This window comes from Bradyrhizobium sp. USDA 3315, from assembly GCF_054056795.1.
Genome location: NZ_JBSRYP010000001.1, coordinates 1789811 through 1813511 on the forward strand (window position 1 = coordinate 1789811; position 23701 = coordinate 1813511).

The following is a 23701-nucleotide window of genomic DNA, read 5'->3' on the forward strand; positions in this document are numbered from 1 at the left end:
GCAGGGGGTGGGATAGCGCTCGCCGGATTCGGAAATCGGGCTGGCCGAGGATTGGAGGCGACTGGTCGATTCTGGAATTCTACAGCGATTACAAGGGCCTGTAATCGCGACGCCTCCTACCTTCTCCCTTTGTGGGAGAAGGTGGCGCGGACGAAGTCCGCGACGGATGAGGGGTCTCTATCCGAGGAGACAAACCCCTCACCCGGCTTCGATGCTACCGCATCGAATCCACCCTCTCCCACAAGGGGAGAGGGTGCAGCGGTATCCGCCGCAAGCAGGACATCTACACCGCGCTTGCCTTCAGCTTCCTGTACTCCGTCGGCGTCACGCCGGTGGTCGCCTTGAAGGCGCGGTTGAAGGGGCCGAGCGACTGGAAGCCGGCGTCCATGGCGATGGTGATGACCGGGACTTCGGCTTGGGAGGGATCGGCGAGCGCCGCCTTGGCCTCCTCGATCCGGTGGTTGTTCAAGAAGACATTGAAGTTGCGGTAGCCGAGCCGCTGGTTGATCAGCCGTCGGAGACGATATTCGGGGATTTTCAACCGGGTCGCCAGCGTGCCGATCGTGACGTTGTCGTGGCGATAGATGCGCTCGTCCGCCATCAGCCGCATCAGGGCATCGACCAGCTTGCGGTCGGCCGCCTCCTCAGCCGCGGCCGGCTTCGTCAGCACGACGGCTTCCGCCGGCACCGTGAACAGGTCGGCGCCGTCGACGCGCATCATCGCCCAGGTGATTGCGGCCACGATGGCGGTGAGCACGGCCGCGTTCACCAAGTTGGCCCATTCCACGGTCACGCGGCTGCCGGCATAGGCAATCTGAAGCAGCGCATTGAATCCGCCGTACAGCGCAGACGCGGCGACGATGAAGACGCGGACACGTCGGCGACGCTCGACCAGATCCGCCGACCACGATCCGATGGTTTGCGCCACCGCGAGCGCAACGAAGACGAGCGTGAGCGAATTGACCATGATGATCGCGATCTGCGCGTGACCGGCGGGTGCAATCCACATGCAACTGACGAAGCTGTAGGCCACGACCGCGGCCCAGATCAGGCCGTGCCACCAGCGCAGCACAAACGCGTCATCGAACAGCGCGCGCGTGAACAGCCAGAACACCACGATATCGCCGGTCGAGAGCGCGATCAGTGGCGCATGCCAGTCCGAGACCGGCGGCCCGGCACCGATCGACGCAGTCACCGCATGCGCGGCCGAACCGAGCGCGAAAGCGGCCGCAAGGCGCCCGGAAAGCGCCTTACGAAAATCAGTCAGCAGCAAGACGGCAAGCACCAGCAGCAGCGCCACGCTGGCGCTGCGCAGGCAGAGTTCAAGTGCGGCCCAATCTGAAGCAGCCGATGTCATCGCCGAACAATCGTCGGTCGGACATGGTTTTTCAAGATGGCTCACGCTGCCAGCGCTGGCGCGACGTAACCCAGATATCGACCACATCGCCCTCGAGCCTGCCCGGCCCCTCGTTCACGGCACCGAGTCGCCGCGCCACCGCCTGCGAGGCGACGTTGGCCGGATCGATGCAATGGATGATGCGGTCGACCGTGAAGTTGTCGAATACCCAATCGATCGCGGCCCGCGCCGCCTCCACCGCGTAGCCCTTGCCGCGGTGCTCTTTGGCAATGCCCCAGCCGACCTCGAAGCCCGGCCATTCCGGCGGATAATACGGGCCGACGCGCCCGATGTAGTGGGCGGAAGACTTCTCCTCCACCGCGAACATGCCGAAGCCGTATAGCGCCCAGTGGCCCGAGATGACGGCGGCATTGCGCCAGCCCTTCAGCGCCGACGTGACCGGCTGATGATCCGGCGTGATGAAGCGCGCCGTCTCGGGATCGGACAGCATTTTCGTGTTCTCAACAACATCGGATGCGCGCCACGGCCGCAGGATGAGCCGCGCGGTCTCGATCACGGGACCATCGACCTGCAGCAGTCTTGCGCCTGGCTTGATCAGAGAAACCATCGGCACCTCCGGTTTCCAAGATTACGCTGTTATCACGCGCGCGCACGCGCCAGAAGTAGTTCTGTCGTCCCTGCGAAAGCAGGGACCCATAACCACAGGGCTTCGTTGTTAGACGAAGCCCTGGCCACAGCCCTGCTCCATCACCGCGCCCTGTGGTTATGGGTCCCGGCTCGCGCTTCGCTTGGCCGGGACGACAATTGGAGTATCATCGCTACACTACTGTAAGGAGTCCGACATGAGCTGGCAGCCCTCGACCGATCCCGAACTCGGCGATCCCAAGACCTGCGACGCGCTGGATCTGATCATCGTGCCGCGCACCCGCGATCTCGGCGACGGCTTTGCGGTGCGCCGCGCGCTGCCGCACGGCAAGCGCCAGATGGTGGGACCCTTCATCTTCTTCGACCATTTCGGGCCGGTGCAGTATCTCGCCGGCAAGGGCATGGACGTGCGGCCGCATCCGCATATCGGGCTCGCCACCGTCACCTATCTGTTCGACGGCAGCATCATGCACCGCGACAGCGAGGGCAACATCCAGGAGATCCAGCCCGGCGCGATGAACCTGATGACCGCAGGCCGCGGCATCGCGCATTCCGAGCGCACCCCCGACGTGCAGCGCCGCGACGGCCAGAAGATGCTGGGCCTGCAAAGCTGGATCGCGCTGCCGGCGGGCAAGGAGGAGATCGCGCCGTCGTTCCAGCATTATGGCGCCGGCGATCTGCCGATGATCTCCGAGCGCGACTTCACCGCGCGCATCATCGCCGGCTCGGCGTTCGGCATCACCTCACCGGTCAGCATGGTCTCGCCCTGGTTCTACACCGAGGTGACCGCGAAGGCCGGCACCTCAGTGCCGCTCGACCCCGATCACGAGGAACGCGCGATCTACCTCGTCGACGGCGAGGTCGAGATCGCGGGCGACCGCCACGAGGGGCCGAGGCTCCTGATCTTCCGGCCCGGCGACCGCATCACCGTCAAGACGCTGCGGCCGACCCGCATGATGTTCCTCGGCGGCGACGCGCTGGAGGGGCCGCGCCACATCTGGTGGAATTTCGTCTCGTCCTCGAAGGAGCGGATCGAGCAGGCCAAACAGGACTGGAAAACCGGCCGTTTCGCGCAGGTTCCGCACGAACACGAGTTCATTCCGCTGCCGGAGTGAGCTATTTCCTGTGATAACCTCGAACGCCCGCACGGCCGTGTGCGGGCGCTCGTCTTTGAAGGCCACCTAGAGAGATCACGCCATGACCGCGATGCTATCCAGCGATTTGCCCCTGCCCAGGATCGGCCGCGGCAAGGTGCGCGATATCTACGCCGTCGGCGACGATCGCGTGTTGCTGCTGACCACCGATCGCATCTCGGCATTCGACGTGGTGATGGCGGAAACCATTCCGATGAAGGGCGCGGTGCTGACCCAGATCAGCGCCTGGTGGTTCCGGCAGCTCGAGGGCACCGTGCCGCATCACATGATCAGCGCCGATGCCGACGAGATCATCCGCGCGGTGCCTGAACTGAAGGATCATCGCGCCGACATCCTCGGCCGCGCGATGCTGTGCAAGCGCACCACCGTGTTCCCGATCGAATGCGTGATCCGCGGCTACATCTCCGGCTCGGCGTGGAAGGAATACGCGGCCGATGGCACGCTTGCCGGCGAGAAGCTGCCGGCGGGCCTGGTCGAGAGCCAGAAGCTCGAGCCCGCGATCTTCAGCCCGGCGACCAAGGCCGAGGCCGGCCATGACGAGAACATCACGATTAAGCGGGTGCGCGAGATCGTCGGTGCCGACGTCGCCGCGACGCTGGAGAAGATGGCGCGCGACGTCTACGGTTATGGCGAGCAGACCAGCCGCGCCCGCGGCATCATCATCGCCGACACCAAATTCGAGTTCGGTCGCGACAAGGACGGCCACATCATCCTGATCGACGAGGTGATGACGCCGGATTCGTCGCGGTTCTGGGCGGTCGATGCCTACAAGCCCGGCCAGTCGCAGCCGAGCTTCGACAAGCAGCCACTGCGCGACTATCTCGACGTCGAGCGCCGCGCCGGTCGCTGGAACGGCGACGCGCCGGCCCCGCCGCTGCCGGCCAGCGTGGTGGATGCGACGAGCAAGCGGTATCTGGAAGCGTATCGCCGCGTGACGGGAAGCGAGCTGAAGGTTTAGCTGCACCGTCGGCGCGTTCGCTCTTTCACCGTCACCCTGAGGAGGCCGCAACGCGGCCGTCTCGAAGGGTCGACGGCCCGGCTGGTGGCCGTCCATCCTTCGAGGCTCGCTCCGCTCGCACCTCAGGATGACGGGGAATGAGCGGTGCACGCTTCGCTTTGCCCACCCTGCGGAATTGCGCTGTCTGTCGTGGGATTGCACCGAACTCACCTCTGAGCCACTCTCCGGCACAACAAGAACAGCCCTGGGAGCGCCCCATGTCCGATGCCGATACCGTGCTCGTCGAGCGCGACGGTCCTGTCACCATCATCTCGATCAACCGTCCGCACAACCGCAACGCCGTCGATGGCGCCACCGCGCGCAAGCTGTATGACGCGTTTCTCGCCTTCGATGCGGATGCGAGCGCATCCGTCGCGGTGTTCACCGGCACCGGCGGCTATTTCTGCGCCGGCGCCGATCTGAAGGCGGTGGCGGCGGGCGATCCCGAGAAGAAGCGCGAGGTCGGCGGCCACAACACGATCGCGCCGATGGGACCGAGCCGGCTGCGGCTTTCGAAGCCGGTGGTCGCCGCGATCGAAGGCTTTGCGGTCGCCGGCGGCATGGAGCTCGCGCTGTGGGCCGACATGCGCGTCGTGGCCGAGGACGCAACCTTCGGCGTGTTCTGCCGCCGCTTCGGCGTGCCGCTGATCGATCTCGGCACCATCCGCCTGCCGCGACTGATCGGCCATTCGCAGGCGATCGACCTGATCCTCACCGGACGCCCGGTTGCCGGGCCCGAGGCGCATCGCATGGGGCTCGCGAACCGGCTGGTGCCGAAGGGCGAGACGCGCGCGCACGCCATCTCGCTCGCCAAGGACATCGCGAGATTCCCGCAGAACTGCCTGCGCGCCGACCGGCTGTCGGCGCTGCGGCAGTGGGACCTCGACGAGGAAGAGGCAATCAGGAACGAGATGCGCGGCGGGCTCGACGTGATAGCGTCAGGCGAAACGCTGTCGGGCGCGGCGCGCTTTGCCTCCGGCGTCGGCCGTCACGGCGCCTTCGGCAGTGAGAGCGGCCACGGCTGAAGATTATGTCTCGCTAGCCTTCTCCTTTTCCTGAAAGGGGGAAGGTCGGGATGGGGTGAGCCGCAGGCGATGCCGTATGCGGAGAGAGCTGATCCCCACCCGCTTGCTCTGACGAGCAAAGCGACCTCCCCTTTTCAGGGGAAGGTAATGCGGAGAGACTCCGGATTTCGCTTCGCTTCATTCGGGCTACGAAGGCGAGAACTACAGCGACCCGCGGCTTTCGCTCGCCGCAAGCTGACCCATCAGCGCCTTGTCGTCATAGCGCGCGAGCGAAAGGCTGCGGGCGAAGACTGGCACGGGCGCGCCGACCACAGCGCGGGCGCAGAGGTCGCCGGTGGCGCGGGCGCCCATCGTGCCGTAGCCCGACAGCGCGGTGGCGAGGAACACGCTTGGCGTCTTCGCCGCCCCGATCAGTGGCCAATTCTCTCTCGTCATCGGATAGTAGCCGCCGTAATGCACGCGGTCGCGCGGTAGCGCGCCGAGATAGTGCGCGAGCTTTGGCTGCAGCCGGCTCGCCGCGCGCAGCACGACTTCGGGGAAATAGGGATTCAGTTCCGGCTCGCGAACCGGCTCGGTGATCTGTTCCGCGTTGAACGCCCAGCCGAGCTTGATCCACTCGCCGTGATCGCCGCCGTCGGGCCGGCAATGGATGCTGCCCGGCATGCCCCCACCCCAACCGTCTCCCCGCAAGAACGGGGAGAGGGTGCGCAGCGGCAGTTGCCGTCACGATACGGCCTAATCTCGCTACACTCTCAAAGGTAATGACGGCGATCAGACGCCGGCCATCATCACGTATTTGATCTCGACATATTCATCCATGCCGTGGCGCGAGCCTTCGCGGCCGAGGCCCGATTCCTTGACGCCGCCGAACGGCGCCACTTCGGTCGTGATCAGGCCGGAGTTGACGCCGACCATGCCCGACTCCAGCGCCTCGGCGACGCGCCAGACGCGGCCGATGTCGCGCGAATAGAAGTAGGAGGCGAGGCCGAACGGCGAGGCATTGCACATCGCGATCACGTCGGCCTCGTCCTTGAAGCGGATCACCGGCGCGAGCGGGCCAAAGGTCTCTTCGTGCGAGACCAGCGCGTCCGGCCGCACATCCGACAGCACCGTCGGCTCGAAGAAGCTGCGGCCGAGCGACGAGCGCTTGCCGCCGGTCACGATCTTGGCGCCGCCCTTGACAGCGTCGGCGATGTGCCGCTCGACCTTCTCGATCGCTTCCATGTTGATCAGCGGCCCCTGCGTCACGCCCTGCTCCGTGCCGTCGCCGATCTTCATCTCCGCGACCTTCTTCGACAGCTTCGCGACGAACGCGTCGTAGATCTTGTCCTGGGCATAGAGACGGTTGGCGCAGACGCAGGTCTGGCCCATGTTGCGATACTTCGAAACGATGGCGCCTTCGACCGCGGCATCGATGTCGGCATCGTCGAACACCACGAACGGCGCGTTGCCGCCGAGCTCGAGGCCGAGCTTCTTCACGCCGACCGACGCCTGCCGGTACAGGATCTTGCCGACCTCGGTCGAGCCGGTGAAGCCGACGAAGCGCACCGCCGGATGCTCGCACAGCACCTTGCCGATCGGCGGCGCATCACCGGTGATGATGTTGAACACGCCCTTCGGCACGCCGGCCTTCTCGGCCAGCGCAACCAGCGCGAGCGCGGACAGCGGCGTCTCGTTGGCGGGCTTCAGCACCACGGTGCAGCCGGCCGCCAGCGCCGGCGAGACCTTGCGGGTGATCATCGAGTTCGGGAAATTCCATGGGGTGATGGCGCCGCAGACACCGATCGGCTGCCGGATCGCGAGCAGGCGCGCGTCCGGACGCTGGGTCGGAATCGTCTCGCCATAGACGCGACGCGCCTCTTCCGCGAAGAATTCGACATAGGCGGCGCCGATATCGACCTCGCCGAGCGCTTCCACCAGCGGCTTGCCCTGCTCGGAGGTCAGGATCAGCGCAAGGTCCTCGCGGTTGGCGATGATCAGATCGAACCATTTGCGCAAGATGTTGGAGCGCTGTTTCGCGGTCAGCTTGGCCCAGGCCGGAAACGCGCGCTCGGCGGCCTCGACGGCCTTGGTCGCGTCATCGGCGCTCAGCTGCGGGATCTTGATCAGCTCGACGCCGGTCGCCGGATTGTTGACGGCGAATTCGGGGGTACCAACCCAGGCGCCGTCGATGTAGCAGCGGTCGCGCAGCAGCGAGGGGTCCTTCAGGCGGCTCTGCAGGGAGGATGCTGCGGATTGGGTGGCGCGTGCGGCAACGGGCGGGGTCATGGCGTTACTCCTGTCATTTCTGGAATTTCTTGGCGGTGTTCGCCGCCTATATAAGCGGAAAGCCGCTGCGATGCACCGGCGCCGGGCGCGACCCTGCTTGGACGCAAACGCGGCGCGATTGTTGGAGGGTTGTCATTCCGGGGCGGCTCTAAGAGCCGAACCCGGAATCTCGAGATTCTCGGTGCGCAGTTGCGCACCTGAGGGTTCGATGCTGCGCATCGCCCCGGAATGACGGCTCTGATCAGACCGCGCCGCCGGACATATAGGTTTCACGACGCCCGATCATGCGCTCGGCCGCGGCCTTGGCGTCCGCCTTGGTCGAGGTCGCGCAGGTCCGGTATTCGAGGTCGGCCTGCGCCCGCGCATCGCGGCGGCCGAACCAGGATTTGGCGCCGGTCTGCAGCAGCGCCAGCGCCCGCGCGACATTCTCGACGGCCTCGAAGGAGTGCAGTGCGCCGGTACCTGCGTAGCGGACTTCGTAGAGACCTGGGCTGATCGGCGCTTCGATATTCTCGCCGCGGCCCGGCCGCGGATAGCGCTTCCATTCACTCCATGTCGAAATCATTGTTGCGCCCCCGCAAGGCGGGAATGACGAATCTTTTCGTCAAATCCGGTCCAATCCGCCGCACCGTTTGTGCAGCGATCTGAATGCGTTAATGCAAATAATCAGGTACGAAAATCATTCCTTGATCACGTTACCGTGGCCACCCGCGAAGGTCACCGGGACTTGCTCGAAGTCCCCTGCAAAATCTACGCGCGTGGTGAACGCCTCCCGACCAAGGCCGTTCCTGGCGGCCGGCCTTCACGACATCGCGACGTCGTCGCATCGCGCCCGCCTTGCGGGAGCGGAAAAGCGGGAGGATGATCCGCCCACTTCAAAACAATAAACCCCACCGGAGGAAGCCCCCAATGCAGAGCAAGGCTCAGATCGATCAGGTATTGCGCCAGAAGAGCGAGGCAAAGGAAATTCCCGGCGTGGTCGCCATCGCGGCCACCGGCAAGGACGTGATCTACGAAGGCGCGTTCGGCAAGCGCGACCTCTCCAAGAGCGATCCCATGACGGCAGACAACGTGTTCTGGATCGCCTCGATGACCAAGGCGGTGACCTCGGCGGGCGCGATGCAGCTCGTCGAGCAGGGCAAGCTCTCGCTCGATGAGCCGATCGGCAAGCTGTTGCCCGATCTCGCCGCGGTGCAGGTGCTCGACGGCTTCGACGCCAAGGGCGAACCGCAGCTGCGGCCGGCGAAAAAGCCGATCACGCTGCGCCAGCTCATGACCCACACCGCCGGCTTCGCCTACGACATGTGGGACGGCAATCTCGGCAAGTATCTCGAAAAGACCGGCACGCCCGGCATCATCACCTGCCTGAATGCCGCGCTCAAGACGCCGATCATGACCGATCCCGGCACGCGCTGGGAATACGGCACCAATATCGACTTCGTCGGCAAGGCGGTGGAGGCCGCATCCGGCAAGAAGCTCGATGCCTATCTGCGCGACAACGTGTTCGCGCCGCTCGGCATGAGCGACACCGCCTTCAAGATCTCCGACGACATGCGCAAGCGGCTGGTCGGCATGCATGCCCGCGGCGAGGACGGCACGCTGGCGGCAATCCCGTTCGAGCTCGAGCAGAATCCTGAATTCCACATGGGTGGCGGCGGCCTGTATTCGACCGCGGCCGACTACATCAAGTTCTGCCAGATGATCCTCAACAAGGGCAAAGGCAACGGCAACCAGGTGCTGAAGGCCGAGACGGTCGCGACCATGGGGCAGAATCACATCGGCGAGCTCACCGTCGGCAAGATGACGACGGCCTTGCCGATGTACACCAACGATGTCGATCTCTATCCCGACATCGTCAAGAAGTGGGGACTGAGCTTCCTCATCAACACCGCCAAGACGCCGGAAGGCCGCAGCGCCGGCAGCCTCGCCTGGGCGGGCCTTGCCAACACCTATTACTGGATCGATCCGTCGCGCGACGTCTGCGGCGTGATCCTGACCCAGCTGTTGCCGTTCGCCGACAAGCACAGCCTGGAAGCCTTCGCAGGCTTCGAGAAGGGCATCTATGCCGGGCTCGACGCCGGTAGCGGGCAAAGGGCGGCGTAAGGCTCGATGAGATAAGTCGTACCAGCCGTGACGGGACTCCTCTCCCTCTCCCCGTTCTTACGGGGAGAGGGTTGGGGTGAGGGGCCACTTCCGCGCAGACGGTCGCAATTGGACTCGCAGAGACTCCCCCTCACCCGGATCGCATCTTCGATGCGATCCGACCTCTCCCCGCACGCGGGGCGAGGTGAAGCGGAACCCGTCGCCGCCACAATCGAAAACCATACCCGCCATAGGTCGGGCCTGTCCCATCGGCGCCAAACGACTAAGATCGCGCAAAAAAGCGCGACGACACGAACACGACCGCGAGGAGGACGAGCTTGGCACCCACACCCAAGGGAGACAGCAAGGCAGACAGCTATGTCTGCGGCATTTCCGATACGCCGCTGCTCGGTGAAACCATCGGCCGCAGCCTCGACCGTGCACGGGCGCGCTGGGGCGAGCGCGAGGCGCTGGTCTCGCCGAGCCACAACGTGCGCTGGACTTGGAACGAATTCGCCTGTCACGTCGAGGCGCTGGCGGCGGGCTTCATCGCGCTCGGGCTACAACGCGGCGAGCGGATCGGGATCTGGTCGCTGAACCGGCCGGAATGGACGCTGACGCAATTCGCCGCCGCGAAAGCCGGACTGATCCTCGTCACCATCAATCCGGCCTATCGCCTCAGCGAGCTGGAATTCGCGCTCGGCAAGGTCGGCTGCGCCGCGATCGTGACCGCGACCGCATTCAAGACCTCGGCCTATATGGAGATGCTGAACACGCTGCTGCCCGAGCTTGCGAGCTCCGAGCCCGGCCATCTGCGCTCGGCGCGGCTGCCGCAACTGCGCGCCGTGATCCAGATCGGCGGACCGGCGGCGCCGGGCACCATTCCGTTCGATGCGGTATCGCAGATGGGCGGCGATCGCCCTCGCGAGCAGCTTGCGGCGCTTGGCGCAAGCCTGCAATTCGACGACCCGGTCAATATTCAATTTACGAGCGGCACCACCGGCTCGCCCAAGGGCGTGACGCTGACCCATCACAACATCCTCAACAACGGCTACTTCACCGGCCTCGCCATGCGGCTGACCGAAGCGGACCGCATCTGCATTCCGGTGCCGCTCTATCACTGCTTCGGCATGGTGATGGGCAACCTCGCCTCGGTCACGCTCGGCACCACCATGGTCTATCCCGGCGAAGGTTTTGATCCGCTGGCGACGCTGACCACGGTCGCGCAGGAGAGATGCACGACGCTGTACGGCGTGCCGACCATGTTCATCGCCGAGCTTGACCATCCCGACTTCGCGCGCTTCGATTTGTCGTCGCTGCGCACCGGCATCATGGCCGGCGCGCCCTGCCCGATCGAGGTGATGAAGCGCGTCAACACCGAGATGAACATGCGCGAGGTGACGATCGCCTATGGGATGACCGAAACCAGCCCGGTGAGTTTCCAGAGCGCGACCGACGATCCCTTGGAGCGCCGCGTCTCCACCGTCGGTCGCATCCATCCGCATGTCGAGGTCAAGGTCGTCGATCTCGACGGCAAGGTGGTGCCGCGCGGCGAACGCGGCGAGCTCTGCACCCGCGGCTACAGCATCATGCTCGGCTATTGGAACGAGAAGGAGAAGACATCAGACGTGCTCGACGCCAATGGCTGGATGCACACCGGCGATCTCGCCGTGATCGACGACGAGGGCTACTGCAACATCGTCGGCCGCATCAAGGACATGGTGATCCGCGGCGGCGAGAACCTCTATCCGAGGGAGATCGAGGAATTCCTCTACCGCCATCCGAAGATCCAGGACGTGCAGATCTTCGGCGTCGCCGACGAGCGCTATGGCGAGGAGCTGTGCGCCTGGGTCAGGATCAGGCAGGGTGAAACGCTCAGCGCCGACGAGGTCCGCGCCTTCTGCCATGGCCAGATCGCCCACAACAAGATCCCGCGCTATGTCGAATTCGTCGAGGAATTCCCGATGACGGTGACGGGGAAAATCCAGAAGTTCGTGATGCGCGACGCGGTGGAGCAGCGGCTCGGGCTCAAGGCGGCGAAGACGGCGTGATCTCTCTTCTCCCTCGCCCCGCTCTTGCGGGGAGAGGGTCGGGGTGAGGGGCCGCCTCCGCAAACTGGATGAAGATGAGTACGCGGAGACTCCCCCTCACCCGGATCGCATCTTGCGATGCGATCCGGCCTCTCCCCGCAGGCGGGGCGAGGCGAGAAAGAGCGGCGCCCTTAAACCAGCAGCCCCCGCTGCTTCGCCAGATCCTGCAGCGACACCAGCGGCCGGGCGCCGATGTGCTGGATCACTTCGGCTGCGGCGAGCGCGCCGAGCCGGCCGGCATTCTCATGGCCGACATTGCGCACGAGACCGACCAGGAAGCCGGCGGCGAACAGATCGCCGGCGCCGGTGGTGTCGACCAGCCTGTCGATCGGCGAGGCCGGCGCCGCGACGACGCTGTCGCCTGATATCACGACGCAGCCCTTCTCGCTGCGGGTGACGACGCCGAGCTTGGTGTCCTTGCCGAACTGCTTCAGCGCGGTGTCGAAATCCGAGGTCTGGTACAGCGAGTGCAGCTCGGACTCGTTGGAGAACACCAGGTCCACGATGCCCTTACGCATCAGGTCGAGGAATTCGTCGCGGTAGCGATCGACGCAGAACGAATCCGACAGCGTCAGCGCGACCTGGCGGCCCGCGCCATGCGCGATATCAGCCGCCTTCACGAAAGCGTCCTTGGCGTTCTTCGGATCCCAGAGATAGCCCTCGAGATAGATGATGCTGGCGGCTGCGATCTGGTTCGGATCGATATCGTCCGGCGTCAGATCCTGCGCGGCGCCGAGATAGGTGTTCATGGTGCGCTCCCCGTCCGGCGTCACCAGGATGTAGGAGCAGCCGGTGGCCGGTCCGGTCCTGGCCGGCGCGGTGTCGAAGGCGACGCCGGCGGCGCGGATGTCGTGGACGTAGAGCTTGCCGATCTGGTCGTCCTTGACCTTGCCGACATAGGCGGCGCGGGCACCGAGATTGCCGACGCCGACGATGGTGTTCGCGGCCGAGCCGCCCGACATTTCGGTCGCCACCCCCATGTCGCTGTAGATCGCGGTGGCGCGCGCCTCGTCGATCAGTTGCATCGAGCCCTTGGTCATGCCGTGACGGGCAAGGAACCCCTCGTCGGTCTGCACCAGCACGTCGAAGATCGCGTTGCCGATCCCAAGAACGTCGTATTTTGCGTCAGCCATAGACCTGCCCTGTGTTAACGCCACCCAACAAGAGTGGCGGCCTATCACGTTACGCCTCGGGGCAGCAAGGGAAGCTCTACGTTCCGTCATCCCGAGATCTACGTTCCGTCATCCTGAGGAGCGCGGAACGCGCGTCTCGAAGGATGCGCGGCCCCACGCCGGCCGATTCATCCTTCGAGGCTCGCCCAGCGGCGCAATTGCGCCGCAAGGCTCGCACCTCAGAGTCTGACTCATAAATCACCCAACCTTAGCTGCAGCCGCGAGTCTGCGGGTCAGGAGCCTGATGTGTGCAATCAGCAGCCAGGCAGCTTCGGTTGCCACCGTCGCCTCGAAGTCCTTGGCGAGGCGGCGGCATCTGCCGAACCAAGCGAATGTGCGTTCAACCACCCACCGCCTCGGCAGAAGCTGGAAGCCTTTGACGCCTTGAGGCCGCTCGACGATCTCGACAGTCCATGGACCGCAGTCTGAGAGCGCGTCGAGGAGTTGATTTCCGCGGTAGATCCGGTCGGCAAAGACGTGGCGCAGCCGGGGGAAGTTCATCCGCACGTTCTTCAGCAGCGGTACGGCGCCATGGCAGTCCTGAACGTTGGCCGGATGAACATGAACCCCGAGGAGGAGGCCATTGGTATCCGTCACGATATGCCGCTTGCGGCCGTAGATGCGCTTGCCTGCATCGTAGCCGCGCGGTCCGCCAGCTTGGGTGGTCGGCGCACTTTGACTGTCGATCACGGCTGCCGTCGGCTTCGGTGTCCGTCCAAGCTTTTTTCGCGCCCGTCGGACAAGCACGCTGACAATCCTCTGCCACCGGCCTGTATCCCGCCATCTATAAAAATAGCCCTGCACCGTCGAATAGGGCGGGAACTCCTGCGGCAACGCCCGCCACTGGCAGCCGGTCGAAACGATATAGAGGATCGCTTCGATCACACGACGCAGCTCCGTCTTACGCGGCCGGCCGCGCCGGTTCGCTCGCGGCAACAGGCGTCTGATCAGCGCCCACTCCGCATCGGTCATATCGCTTGCATAACGCAGATCGTCCCGCCGATATTGCTCCCGAGTGATCTTGGTCCAGGGCATCGTGCTCTCCCTCGAATCTTTGCAAATCCGATGGAATCACACCCCACTGAGATCACTCACCCATTTTTCAGTCAGGCTCTCAGGATGACGGGTCCGTTAGAGTGCCGCTGGCAGCAAAGCGCGCTGCTGCTATACAGACCTCATGTTCCGCTCCTTCCTCACGGTCTCCTCGGGAACGCTGGCCTCGCGACTGCTCGGCTTCGTGCGCGATTCCGCGATCGCGGCGCTGCTGGGCGCGGGACCGGTGGCGGATGCCTTCCTGGCGGCATTCCAGCTTGTGAATGTTGTGCGACGGCTGTTGTCCGAGGGCGGACTGAATGCCGCCCTGGTGCCGGCCTGGCTGAAGGCACGCGATGCCGGCGGCTTGGAGGCGGCAACCGCCTTTGCCGGCCGCGTGCTCGGCACCGTCAGCGCCGCGGTGATCGCATCCGCGCTCGTCATCGGCCTGCTGATGCCGCTGGTGATCGCGGCGATCGCGCCGGGTTTTGTCGGCCGCGACACGCTGCAATTCGCCGTCGACGATGCAAGGCTGATGCTGCCCTATCTCGCCTTCGCCGGCCCGGTCACCGTGATGATGGCGCTGCTCAGCGCCCAGGGACGTTTCGCGCTGACCGCGTTCTCGCCGCTGTTGTTCAACATCGCGCTGATATCGGTGATGGCCGTGCTGCTGGTGCGGCAGCAGGAGCCGGCGCAGGCCGCGATTGTCATGGCGGCAACGATCGGCATCGCCGGCTTCCTGCAACTGTCGATGCTGGCGCTGCGCGGCGCAAGGCTCGCCTCGCCGCTCCGCGTGTCCTTCGATCCTGACATGCGCGGCTTTCTCGGCCGCGCGATCCCCGGCATGGTCGCGAGTAGCGCGCCGCAATGGCTGATGGTGGCAGGCGCGGTGATCGCATCGACCTCGCCGTCGGCGGTGTCCTGGCTCTATTTCGCCAACCGCCTGCTCGAGCTGCCGCTCGGCATTGTCGGCGTCGCCATGGGCACCGTGCTGATCCCGGAGATGACGCGCGCCGTGCGCAGCGGCGAATCCAGCGCAATCGCGCATGCGGAATCACGTGCCCTCGAGCTCGCGGTCGGGCTGGCGCTGCCGGCGACGCTCGGCCTGATGGTGCTGAGCGAACCGATCGTGCGGATGCTGTTCGAGCACGGCGCGTTCACCGCCCAGGATAGCGCGGCAACCGCGCAAGCCTTGATCTGGCTGACGCTGGCCTTGCCGGCGCATGTGCTGGTGAAGGCGCTGTCGCCGGCATTCTTTGCGCGCGAGGACACTCTGACGCCGCTGCTCGCGACGCTGAAAGCGGTCGTGGTGGCGATTGCGGCGGCCTTCCTGCTCGGCCATCTCTTCGGGGCGAGCGGAATTGCCGCAGGCATCGCGCTCGGCGCCTGGAGCAACGCACTGGCACTGATCCGCAAGGGAGCCGCGACCTTCGGCTTCTCGATCGACGCCGATGCGCGCCGCCGGCTGCCACGCATCCTGGCCGCGGCGCTCGCGATGGGCGCCCTGCTCTGGCTCGCGGAGGGCGGGCTGCCGTCAGCCGGCAGCCACGGTTTCGTGCAAGCAGCCTCCCTGCTCGTGCTGATCGCGGCAGGTATCGCCGCTTACGGGCTGTTCTTGCAGCTTTTCGGCGTCACCGGCTGGCGCGAGGCGGTTAACGCCGTCAGGCAAAGGCGCCCCGCCTGACTTGCGCGCGCGGAGCTTAAGTGGCAAACGACGCGGCAAAACTAGCCATTTCCGGGAATTAGACCATGGCGTTCGTTGAACGGGTTTTCTCAGGCGTCCAGCCGACGGGCAATCTGCACCTCGGCAACTACCTCGGCGCCATCGTCAACTTCGTGAAGATGCAGCAGACCCACAACTGCATCTATTGCGTCGTCGACATGCATGCGATCACGCAGGGCGTCGAGGTCTGGGGCGGCCCGGCCGAGCTCGCCCGCAACACCCGCGAGGTCACCGCGGCCTTCATCGCCGCCGGCATCGATGCCAAGAAGCACATCGTGTTCAACCAGAGCCAGATCGCCGGCCATGCCGAGCTGACCTGGATCTTCAACTGCGTCGCGCGGATCGGCTGGCTGAACCGCATGACGCAGTTCAAGGAGAAGGCCGGCAAGGACCGCGAGAACGCCTCGGTCGGCCTCTACGACTATCCGGTGCTGATGGCCGCCGACATCCTGCTCTACCGCGCGACCCATGTGCCGGTCGGCGAGGACCAGAAGCAGCATCTGGAGCTGTCCCGCGACATCGCGCAGAAGTTCAACAACGATTTCGCTGATTCAATTCGTGGTCATGGTTTCGCCGACGGCCTGTTCTTCCCGCAGCCCGAGCCGCTGATCACGGGGCCGGCGACGCGGGTGATGAGCCTGCGCGACGGCACCAAGAAGATGTCGAAGTCGGATGCGTCGGACAATTCGCGCATCAACCTCACCGACGACGCCGACACCATCGCGCAGAAGATCCGCAAGGCGAAGACCGATCCGGAGCCGCTGCCGTCGGAGGCAAAGGGCCTGGAGACGCGCCCCGAGGCCGACAACCTGGTCGGCATCTACGCGGCGCTGGCCGGCATCTCCAAGCAGGAGGTGCTGACGCAGTTCGGCGGCGGGCAGTTCTCCAGCTTCAAGAACGCGCTGGTCGAGGTTTGCGTCGCGAAACTGGCGCCGATCGCCTCCGAGATGAAGAAGCTGGTCGCCGATCCCGGCCATGTCGACGCGGTCCTCGCCGACGGCGCCAACCGCGCCCGCGGCATCGCCGACGAGACCATGCGCATCACCAAGGATATCGTCGGCTTCATCCGCCCGCGCTGACACACAAGGCAGGAACTGCGCGCTCCCTCTCCCAAACGGCGAGGGAGTATGGCACCATCGGTTGGTTTGGTTCAGCACCGGGACATGCATGACCACCCAGCGACGAAGCTACGAGTCAGGTCACAAGCCGAAATGCCTCGTCATCGTTGACGACACTGCGGAATGGGACCGCGCAGTCTATTACGCCAGCCGGTGGGCGATCCGGGTCGGCGGCGGCGTCGTGATGCTGCGGGTGATCGAGACCGAGGACCAGAACCAGCAATGGCTCGGGGTCGCCGACATCATGCGCGCGGAGGCCGAGGAGGCCGCCAACGAGGCGCTCGACCGCGCCGCCGGCCGCGCCAACGGCATCGCCGCGATCACCCCGGAGCGGGTGATTCGAGAGGGCGACCCGATCGAACAGATCCTCGACGTGATCGACAAGGACGTCGATATCGCAGCGCTGGTGCTGGCCGCCAACCCGGGCGCCGAGGGGCCCGGGCCGATCATCACCACCATGGCCAAGACCATGGGGGCATTCCCGATCCCGGTAACCATCGTGCCGGGCGGCCTGACCGACGCCGAGATCGACGCCCTGTCCTAACGCGTTACCGGCGCCGGACCCGCTTCCGGGCATGGGTATGCGCCTGGAACCGCGGTTTTGCGGCTTGATCGCGGGCTTTTTAGTTGCCATCTGACTCCTTGATTTGACGCGTTTTCTTCGCGAACCGGTGTCACTTCGCTCGAAAACGCTATAATGGAACCCAACGCGCCGGCCTTGAACCGGCGACGCCGGAGACAGCAGATGTTCATTCAGACCGAAGCCACGCCCAATCCCGCCACGCTGAAATTCATCCCGGGCCGCATGGTGCTCGACAGCGGCACCATGGAATTCTCCTCGCCCGAATCCGCCGCACGCTCGCCGCTCGCCGAACGGCTGTTCGCCGTATCCGGCGTCACCGGCGTGTTCTACGGCGGCGACTTCATCACCGTGACCAAGGCGGACGGCGACTGGCAGCACCTCAAGCCCGCGATCCTCGGCGCCATCATGGAGCACTACATGTCCGGCGCGCCGCTGCTCGCCGACGGCACCGCGGCCAGCGACGACGCCCGCGATGAGGAAGACGAGTTCTTCGACGAGGCCGACGCCGAGACGGTCGAGCAGATCAAGGACCTGATCGAGACCCGCGTGCGTCCCGCGGTCGCCAATGACGGCGGCGACATCACCTTCCGCGGCTTCAAGGACGGCATCGTCTACCTCAACATGAAGGGCTCCTGCGCCGGCTGCCCGTCATCGACCGCAACCCTGCAACACGGCATCCAGAACCTGCTCCGGCACTTCGTGCCCGACGTGCAGGAAGTCCGGCCGATGTGATGGAGCGGCGAATGGCGAGTGGCGAATCGCGAATAGCATTCTCCTCTGGATCCCTGTTCGCCATTCCCTATTCGCCATTCGCCCTCCCATGATGATTCTCGCCATCGATACGGCGCTCGACGCCTGCTCCGCGGCGGTGCTCGACACCACCTCCGGCAATACAATCGCCATTGAATCGCAGGCGATGCAGCGCGGCCATGCCGAGGCGCTGATGCCGCTGATCGCTCGGGTGATGAAAGAGAGCGGCATCGGCTTTGCCGGGCTCGACCGCATCGCCGTCACCACCGGCCCCGGCAGTTTCACTGGCCTGCGCGTCGGCCTCTCGGCGGCGCGCGGCCTGGCGCTGGCCGCGGAAAAGCCGGTGGTCGGACTGTCGACGCTCGCCGCCTACGCCGCGCCCGTCGTCGCCGAGAATGGCGCGGCCGCGATCCTGTCGGCGATCGATGCGCGGCATGATCACGTCTATTTCCAGCTGGTCGGCGGCGACGGCAGCCCGATCATCAAGCCGAAGGTGGCGCCGATCGCGGAAGCGCTCGAGGCCTCCCAACACGGCGCGCTGCATCTGGTCGGCAACGCCGCCGATATCCTCGCCGAGCGCTGGCCCGCCGACGCAGCACCGCCGGTCAAGGTCGACCGGCAGCCCGCGCCCGATATTACCTGGGTCGCCTGGATCGGCGCGGCCGTGGATCCTGAAACCGCGCCGCCGCGGCCGTTCTATCTACGTGCGCCCGACGCCAAGCCGCCAAAGGACCGGCTCGAAATCAGCACGCCGCGATCGACATGATCGGCTGGCTGTCACGATGGTGGGGCGGCGGTCCGCCCGCGGTCGAGCCTGCATCGCTGCGCGATGCGGCGCGGCTCGCGCAATTGCACGGCGCGTCGTTTCATCGCGGCTGGGGCGAGGGCGAATTCGAGGCGATGCTGACCGAGCGCAACACGCTGGTGCACCGGCTGCGGCAGGGACGCAAGGTGATCGGCTTTGCCGTCTCACGGATGGCAGCGGACGAAGCCGAAATTCTGTCGATTGCGATCGATTCCAATCAGCGCGGCCGCGGCCTGTCGCGCGACCTGCTGCTGACCCATCTCGGCCATCTTGCCGGCCGCGGCATCCGCACCATCTTCCTCGAGGTGGAAGAGAACAATCAGCCGGCGCGACGGCTCTACGAAAAGGCCGGATTCGGCGTGATCGGCCGCCGCGAACGCTACTACAAGCAGCCCGGCGGGGAACATTTGAACGCGCTTCTGATGCGCCGCGACTTGTCGTAACATCGGCGCGATGGCAGAACAGCGCCCTGCTCTGCCATCCAAGGCCCAAGGACTGGCCAAGGACCTGCCAAGGACCCATGACGACGGTGAAAATCACGCCTGCGCAGAAGAATACCGGCATCGAGGCGCGCTGCGCCGCGACCGGCATGCGCATGACCGAACAGCGCCGTGTGATCGCACGCGTGCTGGCGGAGGCCATGGATCACCCTGACGTCGAGGAGCTCTATCGCCGCTGCGTGGCGGTCGACGACAAGATCTCGATCTCGACCGTCTATCGCACCGTCAAGCTGTTCGAGGATGCCGGCATCATCGAGCGCCACGACTTCCGCGAGGGCCGCGCGCGCTACGAGCAGATGCCCGAGAGCCATCACGACCACCTGATCAATCTGCGCGACGGCAAGGTGATCGAGTTCACCTCCGAGGAAATCGAGAAGCTGCAGGCCGAGATCGCGCGCAAGCTCGGCTACAAGCTGGTCGATCACCGTCTCGAGCTGTATTGCGTCCCGCTCGACGAAGACAGCAAGTCGTAAGCCGGGTGAGTTTCGACCTCGTCATCTTCGATTGCGACGGCGTGCTGGTCGACAGCGAGGTGATCTCCTGTCGCGCGCATGCGGAGACGCTGACGCGGCACGGCTTTCCGATTACGCCTGACGGCGTGCTGAAGCGCTTCCTCGGCGTGTCCGACCGCGAGGCGCGGCGGATTGTCGAGACCGAGATCGGCCGCGCGCTGCCCGAGACCTTCGAGGCCGAGGTCAAGCACGCGACGCTCAGTTTCTATGCCGACGATCTCAGCGCCATCGCGCATGTCGGTGACGCCATTGCCGCGCTCGGCTTGCCGAAATGCGTGGCGTCGAGCGGCACGCCGGAAAAGATCCATCACGGCCTGACCTGCGCCGGGCTCTACGACCAGCTCGCACCGCATATTTTCTCCGCCACGCAGGTCAAGCGCGGCAAGCCGGCGCCCGATCTCTTCCTGTTCGCGGCCACGCAGATGGGCGTGACCCCTGCGCGTTGCGTCGTGATCGAGGACAGCGTGGCCGGCGTCACCGGCGCCCGCGCCGCCGGGATGACCGTGCTCGGTTTTTACGGCGGCAGCCATTGCACGGCGGAACACGAGGACATGCTGCGCCAGGCCGGCGCGGCCGTCACCTTCGCCGATATGCGGAAATTGCCCGATTTGATCGCCCGGGTGGGGGCCACGGCGAGCGCTGACTGACCCTGCGAGGTCATTCCGGGGCGCGACCGAAGGGAGCGAACCCGGAATCTCGAGATTCCCCGGTGCGCAATTGCGCACCTGAGGTTCGATGCTGACGCATCGCCCCGGAATGACGTCCAGACCGCTGGATTTTCCCCGGTTTAAGCTATATTTCAGCCTCGGCGCCCCGATGGCGCCGTTTCCATTTTTCACTCTCAGGGTTCCATGACGACGCCGCGCAAGCTGCACATCAAGTCCTATGGCTGCCAGATGAATGTCTACGATGCGCAACGCATGGCGGACACGCTGGCCGGCGAGGGCTTTGTCGAGACCGCGAGCGCCGAAGACGCCGACCTCGTCATCCTCAACACTTGCCACATTCGCGAGAAGGCGTCGGAGAAAGTCTATTCCGAGCTCGGGCGGCTGCGCGTCGCCAAGGACGAGGCCGCGCGGGCGGGCCGCGAGATGAAGATCGCGGTCGCCGGCTGCGTCGCGCAGGCCGAAGGCGCAGAGATCATCCATCGCGCGCCGACCGTCGACATCGTGGTCGGGCCGCAGAGCTATCATCATCTGCCCGAGCTCTTGAAGCGCGCCAAGGCAAACGGCCGCGCGCTGGAAACGGAATTCCCGGTCGAGGACAAGTTCGGCTTCCTGCCGCAGCCGAAGCCGGATGCGATCCGCGCCCGCGGCATCTCCGCCTTCGTCACGGTGCAGGAAGGTTGCGACAAGTTCTGCACCTTCTGCGTGGTGCCCTACACGCGCGGCGCGGAAGTCTCGCGTCCGGTCGCCAGGATCATCGACGATGTGAAGCAGCTCGCTGACAATGGCGTGCGCGAATTCACGCTGATCGGACAGAACGTCAACGCCTATCATGGCGAAGGCCCCGACGGCCGCGTCTGGCCGCTCGGCAAATTGTTGCAGCGCCTCGCCGAGATCCCCGGCGTCGCGCGGCTGCGCTATTCGACCAGCCATCCGCGCGACGTCGACGACGCCCTGATCGCGGCCCATCGCGATTTGCCCGAATTGATGCCGTTCGTGCACCTGCCGGTGCAATCGGGGTCGGACCGGATCCTTGCCGCCATGAACCGCAAACATACCGCCGATGACTACCGGCGTGTCATCGACCGGTTCCGCGCCGCGCGGCAAGACATTGCTTTTTCATCAGATTTTATCGTGGGCTTCCCCGGAGAGACCGCGGAAGAATTTTCCGCCACCCTCGCGCTTGTCACGCAAATCGGATACGCTGCGGCGTATTCATTCAAGTATTCGCCACGGCCGGGCACGCCGGCGGCGGAGATGCGGGAGACAGTGTCAGCAGCCGAGATGGACGAGCGCTTGGGGCGGCTTCAGGAATTGATCGACAGCCAGCAATCGGCCTTCAACCGGGCTGCGATTGGCACAACGGTCGATGTGCTGTTCGAGCGCGCCGCGCGCAATCCGGGCCAGATCGTCGGCCGTACCGCCTATCTGCAGCCCGCCCATGTGATGGCGTCGCCTGACATCATCGGCCAGGTCCTCCCGGTGAGGATCGACAGCCTCGAGCGCTACAGCCTGATCGGCGAGCTCGCGACGCGACCCGTGCCCGGCCTCATTTCGCAGACCATTGGAGCCTGAAATCCTTGCCCAAAAGCGCATCGGATTCGTCTTCGCTCGCTCCCAGCCGCAAACCTGACCGCGACATGCAAATGCCACCTGAGACCCGGCCCCCTGAAACTCAGGTCGTCATCGATTTCGACGACAACCGCGCGGCATCCGCGCTGGTCGGCCCCTACGGACAGAATCTGGCGCTGATCGAGCGGCGGCTCGGCGTCGTGGTCGATTCCCGCGGCAATCATCTCACCATCGCAGGCTCCCGCGACGGCTGCGACGCGGCGCGGCGCGTGCTGGAGACGCTCTACGCGCAGGCCGTCGAAGGACACGACCTCGATCAGGGCGAGGTCGAAGGCGCGATCCGCGCCGTGATCGCACAGGGCTCGCTGTTCGAATTCGACAACAAGACCGCCAAGCCGACCTTCGAGACCATCAATCTGCGCAAGCGTCCGGTGCGCGCCCGCACCGCGGCGCAGGATTCCTACATCCGCGCTCTGAAGCGGCATGAGCTGGTGTTCGGCATCGGCCCGGCCGGCACCGGCAAGACCTGGCTCGCGGTCGCCCACGCCGCGCAGCTGTTCGAGCGCAAGGAGGTCGATCGCATCATCCTGACGCGGCCCGCGGTGGAAGCCGGCGAGCGGCTCGGCTTCCTGCCCGGCGACCTCAAGGAGAAGGTCGATCCGTATCTGCGCCCGATCTATGACGCGCTGTACGATCTGATGGACGCCCGCGTCGTCGAGCGCGCGCTGCAGGGCAACGAGATCGAGATCGCCCCGCTCGCCTTCATGCGCGGCCGCACCCTGACCAATGCCGCCATCATCCTCGACGAGGCGCAGAACACCACGACGATGCAGATGAAGATGTTCCTGACGCGTCTCGGCGAGAACAGCCGGATGATCGTCACCGGCGACCCGTCGCAGGTCGACCTGCCGCATGGCCAGGCCTCGGGCCTCACGGAAGCCGTGAAGCTGCTCGACGGCGTCGAGGGCATCGCCCAGGTGCATTTCAAGGCCGAGGACGTCATCCGCCATGAATTGGTGGCGCGCATCGTGGCCGCCTATGAGGGATTGCCGCAAAAGCCGGCAAACGCCAGATCTTGAGACCAATAGCTTCGGCCGCGAGCCCGCACGATGCGGGATCCGGCCATAACGCAGATTTTGAAACCAACGTGTCCGCTTTTCCTGCCACCGAGGTTCTCGTCACCGCCGAATGCTGGCAGGCCGAGCCCAATGCCGACGCGGTGATCCACCGCGCCATCGAGGCTGCCGCTGAAATCGCCGATTCCGATGTCGCCGACGCCGAGCTTGCGGTGATGCTGACCGACGATGCCGGTATCCGCACGCTCAACGCCAACTGGCGCAGCATCGACAAGCCGACCAACGTGCTGTCGTTCCCGGCGCTGCAGCCGGAGGGCGCCGCCGGCGGCGGACCTGACGACGCCCCGCGCATGCTCGGCGACATCGCGATCGCCTATGAGACGACACGGCGGGAAGCCGATGAAGAACAGAAACCGTTCGACCATCATTTGAGCCATCTCGCGGTGCATGGCTTCCTGCACCTGATCGGTTACGACCACGAGAACGACGACGATGCCGAGAACATGGAGGCGCTCGAGCGCGAGATCCTCTCTTCCCTCGGCATTCCCGACCCCTATGCGGATCGGATCGCCTGA

At 65.4% G+C, this 23701-nt stretch carries 23 protein-coding genes; 16 read left to right on the plus strand and 7 right to left on the minus strand.

Annotated elements, in window-relative coordinates; all coding sequences use genetic code 11:
* Positions 1-283 precede the first annotated feature (283 nt).
* Both ACVIYL_RS08235 and ACVIYL_RS08240 read right to left on the minus strand, forming a co-directional pair.
* Positions 284-1357 carry a helix-turn-helix domain-containing protein gene (locus ACVIYL_RS08235; RefSeq protein ID WP_456778230.1) on the minus strand — a complete coding sequence of 358 codons (1074 nt, stop codon included), beginning with the start codon at positions 1355-1357 and terminating at the stop codon, positions 284-286.
* 31 nt (positions 1358-1388) lie between these two features.
* The gene (locus ACVIYL_RS08240) at positions 1389-1964 is read right to left on the minus strand and encodes a GNAT family N-acetyltransferase (protein WP_092080965.1); all 576 of its coding nucleotides are present in this window, start codon (positions 1962-1964) and stop codon (positions 1389-1391) included.
* A gap of 235 nt (positions 1965-2199) precedes the next feature.
* On the opposite strand from ACVIYL_RS08240, the gene ACVIYL_RS08245 reads away from it, so the two are divergent.
* The 3 genes from ACVIYL_RS08245 (at position 2200) to ACVIYL_RS08255 (ending at position 5178) form a co-directional block, all read left to right on the plus strand.
* Positions 2200-3117, plus strand: a complete 918-nt coding sequence (locus ACVIYL_RS08245) for a pirin family protein (protein WP_028335539.1) — start codon at positions 2200-2202, stop codon at positions 3115-3117.
* Positions 3118-3199: 82 nt separating this feature from the next.
* Positions 3200-4114, plus strand: a complete 915-nt coding sequence (locus ACVIYL_RS08250) for a phosphoribosylaminoimidazolesuccinocarboxamide synthase (RefSeq protein ID WP_456778231.1) — start codon at positions 3200-3202, stop codon at positions 4112-4114.
* A 257-nt stretch (positions 4115-4371) separates the two neighbouring features.
* Entirely contained in the window at positions 4372-5178 is an 807-nt protein-coding gene (locus ACVIYL_RS08255) for a crotonase/enoyl-CoA hydratase family protein (RefSeq protein ID WP_456778232.1), read from the plus strand.
* Between the two features lie 201 nt (positions 5179-5379).
* Here the strand turns inward: ACVIYL_RS08255 and ACVIYL_RS08260 are convergent, their stop codons facing one another.
* The 3 genes from ACVIYL_RS08260 to ACVIYL_RS08270 all read right to left on the minus strand — a co-directional run bounded on the left by ACVIYL_RS08260 (position 5380) and on the right by ACVIYL_RS08270 (position 8011).
* On the minus strand, positions 5380-5841 hold the full coding sequence (locus tag ACVIYL_RS08260; protein ID WP_057015318.1) for an FAD-binding oxidoreductase/lyase: 462 nt from the start codon (positions 5839-5841) through the stop codon (positions 5380-5382).
* A 108-nt stretch (positions 5842-5949) separates the two neighbouring features.
* Entirely contained in the window at positions 5950-7446 is a 1497-nt protein-coding gene (locus tag ACVIYL_RS08265) for an NAD-dependent succinate-semialdehyde dehydrogenase (RefSeq protein WP_456778233.1), read from the minus strand.
* A 241-nt stretch (positions 7447-7687) separates the two neighbouring features.
* A complete protein-coding gene (locus tag ACVIYL_RS08270; RefSeq protein WP_092080983.1) occupies positions 7688-8011 on the minus strand; it encodes a hypothetical protein in 324 nt (107 codons plus the stop codon).
* A gap of 344 nt (positions 8012-8355) precedes the next feature.
* Between ACVIYL_RS08270 and ACVIYL_RS08275 the strand changes: the two genes are divergently transcribed.
* A complete protein-coding gene (locus ACVIYL_RS08275) occupies positions 8356-9549 on the plus strand; it encodes a serine hydrolase domain-containing protein (RefSeq protein WP_456778234.1) in 1194 nt (397 codons plus the stop codon).
* Positions 9550-9866: 317 nt separating this feature from the next.
* Entirely contained in the window at positions 9867-11579 is a 1713-nt protein-coding gene (locus tag ACVIYL_RS08280) for an AMP-binding protein (RefSeq protein WP_456778235.1), read from the plus strand.
* A gap of 170 nt (positions 11580-11749) precedes the next feature.
* Here ACVIYL_RS08280 and ACVIYL_RS08285 read toward each other — a convergent pair whose 3' ends face one another.
* Entirely contained in the window at positions 11750-12751 is a 1002-nt protein-coding gene (locus ACVIYL_RS08285; RefSeq protein WP_456778236.1) for an adenosine kinase, read from the minus strand.
* A 237-nt stretch (positions 12752-12988) separates the two neighbouring features.
* Positions 12989-13825, minus strand: a complete 837-nt coding sequence (locus ACVIYL_RS08290) for an IS5 family transposase (protein ID WP_225164260.1) — start codon at positions 13823-13825, stop codon at positions 12989-12991.
* A gap of 142 nt (positions 13826-13967) precedes the next feature.
* Here ACVIYL_RS08290 and murJ point away from each other — a divergent pair, with 142 nt between their 5' ends.
* The 11 genes from murJ to ybeY all read left to right on the plus strand — a co-directional run bounded on the left by murJ (position 13968) and on the right by ybeY (position 23701).
* On the plus strand, positions 13968-15506 hold the full coding sequence (gene murJ / locus ACVIYL_RS08295) for a murein biosynthesis integral membrane protein MurJ (RefSeq protein ID WP_456778237.1): 1539 nt from the start codon (positions 13968-13970) through the stop codon (positions 15504-15506).
* Between the two features lie 65 nt (positions 15507-15571).
* Positions 15572-16624, plus strand: coding sequence for a tryptophan--tRNA ligase (trpS, locus tag ACVIYL_RS08300; RefSeq protein WP_456778238.1), 1053 nt, complete (start codon positions 15572-15574; stop codon positions 16622-16624).
* Positions 16625-16712: 88 nt separating this feature from the next.
* The gene (locus ACVIYL_RS08305) at positions 16713-17207 is read left to right on the plus strand and encodes a universal stress protein (protein WP_028335525.1); all 495 of its coding nucleotides are present in this window, start codon (positions 16713-16715) and stop codon (positions 17205-17207) included.
* A gap of 201 nt (positions 17208-17408) precedes the next feature.
* Positions 17409-17978, plus strand: coding sequence for a NifU family protein (locus ACVIYL_RS08310; protein ID WP_028335524.1), 570 nt, complete (start codon positions 17409-17411; stop codon positions 17976-17978).
* A gap of 88 nt (positions 17979-18066) precedes the next feature.
* Positions 18067-18762, plus strand: a complete 696-nt coding sequence (gene tsaB / locus ACVIYL_RS08315) for a tRNA (adenosine(37)-N6)-threonylcarbamoyltransferase complex dimerization subunit type 1 TsaB (protein ID WP_253605863.1) — start codon at positions 18067-18069, stop codon at positions 18760-18762.
* Positions 18759-19244, plus strand: coding sequence for a ribosomal protein S18-alanine N-acetyltransferase (rimI, locus tag ACVIYL_RS08320; protein WP_057015309.1), 486 nt, complete (start codon positions 18759-18761; stop codon positions 19242-19244). The genes tsaB and rimI overlap by 4 nt, the downstream gene beginning before the upstream one ends.
* Before the next feature lie 77 nt (positions 19245-19321).
* Positions 19322-19774: a Fur family transcriptional regulator gene (locus tag ACVIYL_RS08325; RefSeq protein WP_016840396.1), complete on the plus strand. Its 453-nt coding sequence runs from the start codon at positions 19322-19324 to the stop codon at positions 19772-19774.
* 5 nt (positions 19775-19779) lie between these two features.
* Positions 19780-20460 carry an HAD family hydrolase gene (locus tag ACVIYL_RS08330; protein WP_456778239.1) on the plus strand — a complete coding sequence of 227 codons (681 nt, stop codon included), beginning with the start codon at positions 19780-19782 and terminating at the stop codon, positions 20458-20460.
* 204 nt (positions 20461-20664) lie between these two features.
* Entirely contained in the window at positions 20665-22053 is a 1389-nt protein-coding gene (gene miaB, locus ACVIYL_RS08335) for a tRNA (N6-isopentenyl adenosine(37)-C2)-methylthiotransferase MiaB (RefSeq protein WP_253588338.1), read from the plus strand.
* Between the two features lie 5 nt (positions 22054-22058).
* A complete protein-coding gene (locus ACVIYL_RS08340) occupies positions 22059-23129 on the plus strand; it encodes a PhoH family protein (RefSeq protein ID WP_077231173.1) in 1071 nt (356 codons plus the stop codon).
* 68 nt (positions 23130-23197) lie between these two features.
* Complete coding sequence (gene ybeY, locus ACVIYL_RS08345) at positions 23198-23701, plus strand: rRNA maturation RNase YbeY (protein ID WP_456778240.1); 504 nt, start codon at positions 23198-23200, stop codon at positions 23699-23701.

Bases quoted from the DNA above. Each gene is read 5' to 3' on its own strand.
- murJ (WP_456778237.1), top strand. From the start codon at position 13,968: ATGTTCCGCTCCTTCCTCACGGTCTCCTCGGGAACGCTGGCCTCGCGA.
- ACVIYL_RS08325 (WP_016840396.1), top strand. From the start codon at position 19,322: ATGACGACGGTGAAAATCACGCCTGCGCAGAAGAATACCGGCATCGAG.
- miaB (WP_253588338.1), top strand. From the start codon at position 20,665: ATGACGACGCCGCGCAAGCTGCACATCAAGTCCTATGGCTGCCAGATG.
- ACVIYL_RS08265 (WP_456778233.1), bottom strand. From the start codon at position 7,446: ATGACCCCGCCCGTTGCCGCACGCGCCACCCAATCCGCAGCATCCTCC.
- ACVIYL_RS08285 (WP_456778236.1), bottom strand. From the start codon at position 12,751: ATGGCTGACGCAAAATACGACGTTCTTGGGATCGGCAACGCGATCTTC.
- ACVIYL_RS08245 (WP_028335539.1), top strand. From the start codon at position 2,200: ATGAGCTGGCAGCCCTCGACCGATCCCGAACTCGGCGATCCCAAGACC.
- ACVIYL_RS08270 (WP_092080983.1), bottom strand. From the start codon at position 8,011: ATGATTTCGACATGGAGTGAATGGAAGCGCTATCCGCGGCCGGGCCGC.
- ACVIYL_RS08260 (WP_057015318.1), bottom strand. From the start codon at position 5,841: ATGCCGGGCAGCATCCATTGCCGGCCCGACGGCGGCGATCACGGCGAG.
- ACVIYL_RS08290 (WP_225164260.1), bottom strand. From the start codon at position 13,825: ATGCCCTGGACCAAGATCACTCGGGAGCAATATCGGCGGGACGATCTG.
- ACVIYL_RS08240 (WP_092080965.1), bottom strand. From the start codon at position 1,964: ATGGTTTCTCTGATCAAGCCAGGCGCAAGACTGCTGCAGGTCGATGGT.
- rimI (WP_057015309.1), top strand. From the start codon at position 18,759: ATGATCGGCTGGCTGTCACGATGGTGGGGCGGCGGTCCGCCCGCGGTC.
- ACVIYL_RS08235 (WP_456778230.1), bottom strand. From the start codon at position 1,357: ATGACATCGGCTGCTTCAGATTGGGCCGCACTTGAACTCTGCCTGCGC.
- tsaB (WP_253605863.1), top strand. From the start codon at position 18,067: ATGATGATTCTCGCCATCGATACGGCGCTCGACGCCTGCTCCGCGGCG.
- ACVIYL_RS08255 (WP_456778232.1), top strand. From the start codon at position 4,372: ATGTCCGATGCCGATACCGTGCTCGTCGAGCGCGACGGTCCTGTCACC.
- ACVIYL_RS08275 (WP_456778234.1), top strand. From the start codon at position 8,356: ATGCAGAGCAAGGCTCAGATCGATCAGGTATTGCGCCAGAAGAGCGAG.
- ACVIYL_RS08305 (WP_028335525.1), top strand. From the start codon at position 16,713: ATGACCACCCAGCGACGAAGCTACGAGTCAGGTCACAAGCCGAAATGC.
- ACVIYL_RS08310 (WP_028335524.1), top strand. From the start codon at position 17,409: ATGTTCATTCAGACCGAAGCCACGCCCAATCCCGCCACGCTGAAATTC.
- ACVIYL_RS08250 (WP_456778231.1), top strand. From the start codon at position 3,200: ATGACCGCGATGCTATCCAGCGATTTGCCCCTGCCCAGGATCGGCCGC.
- trpS (WP_456778238.1), top strand. From the start codon at position 15,572: ATGGCGTTCGTTGAACGGGTTTTCTCAGGCGTCCAGCCGACGGGCAAT.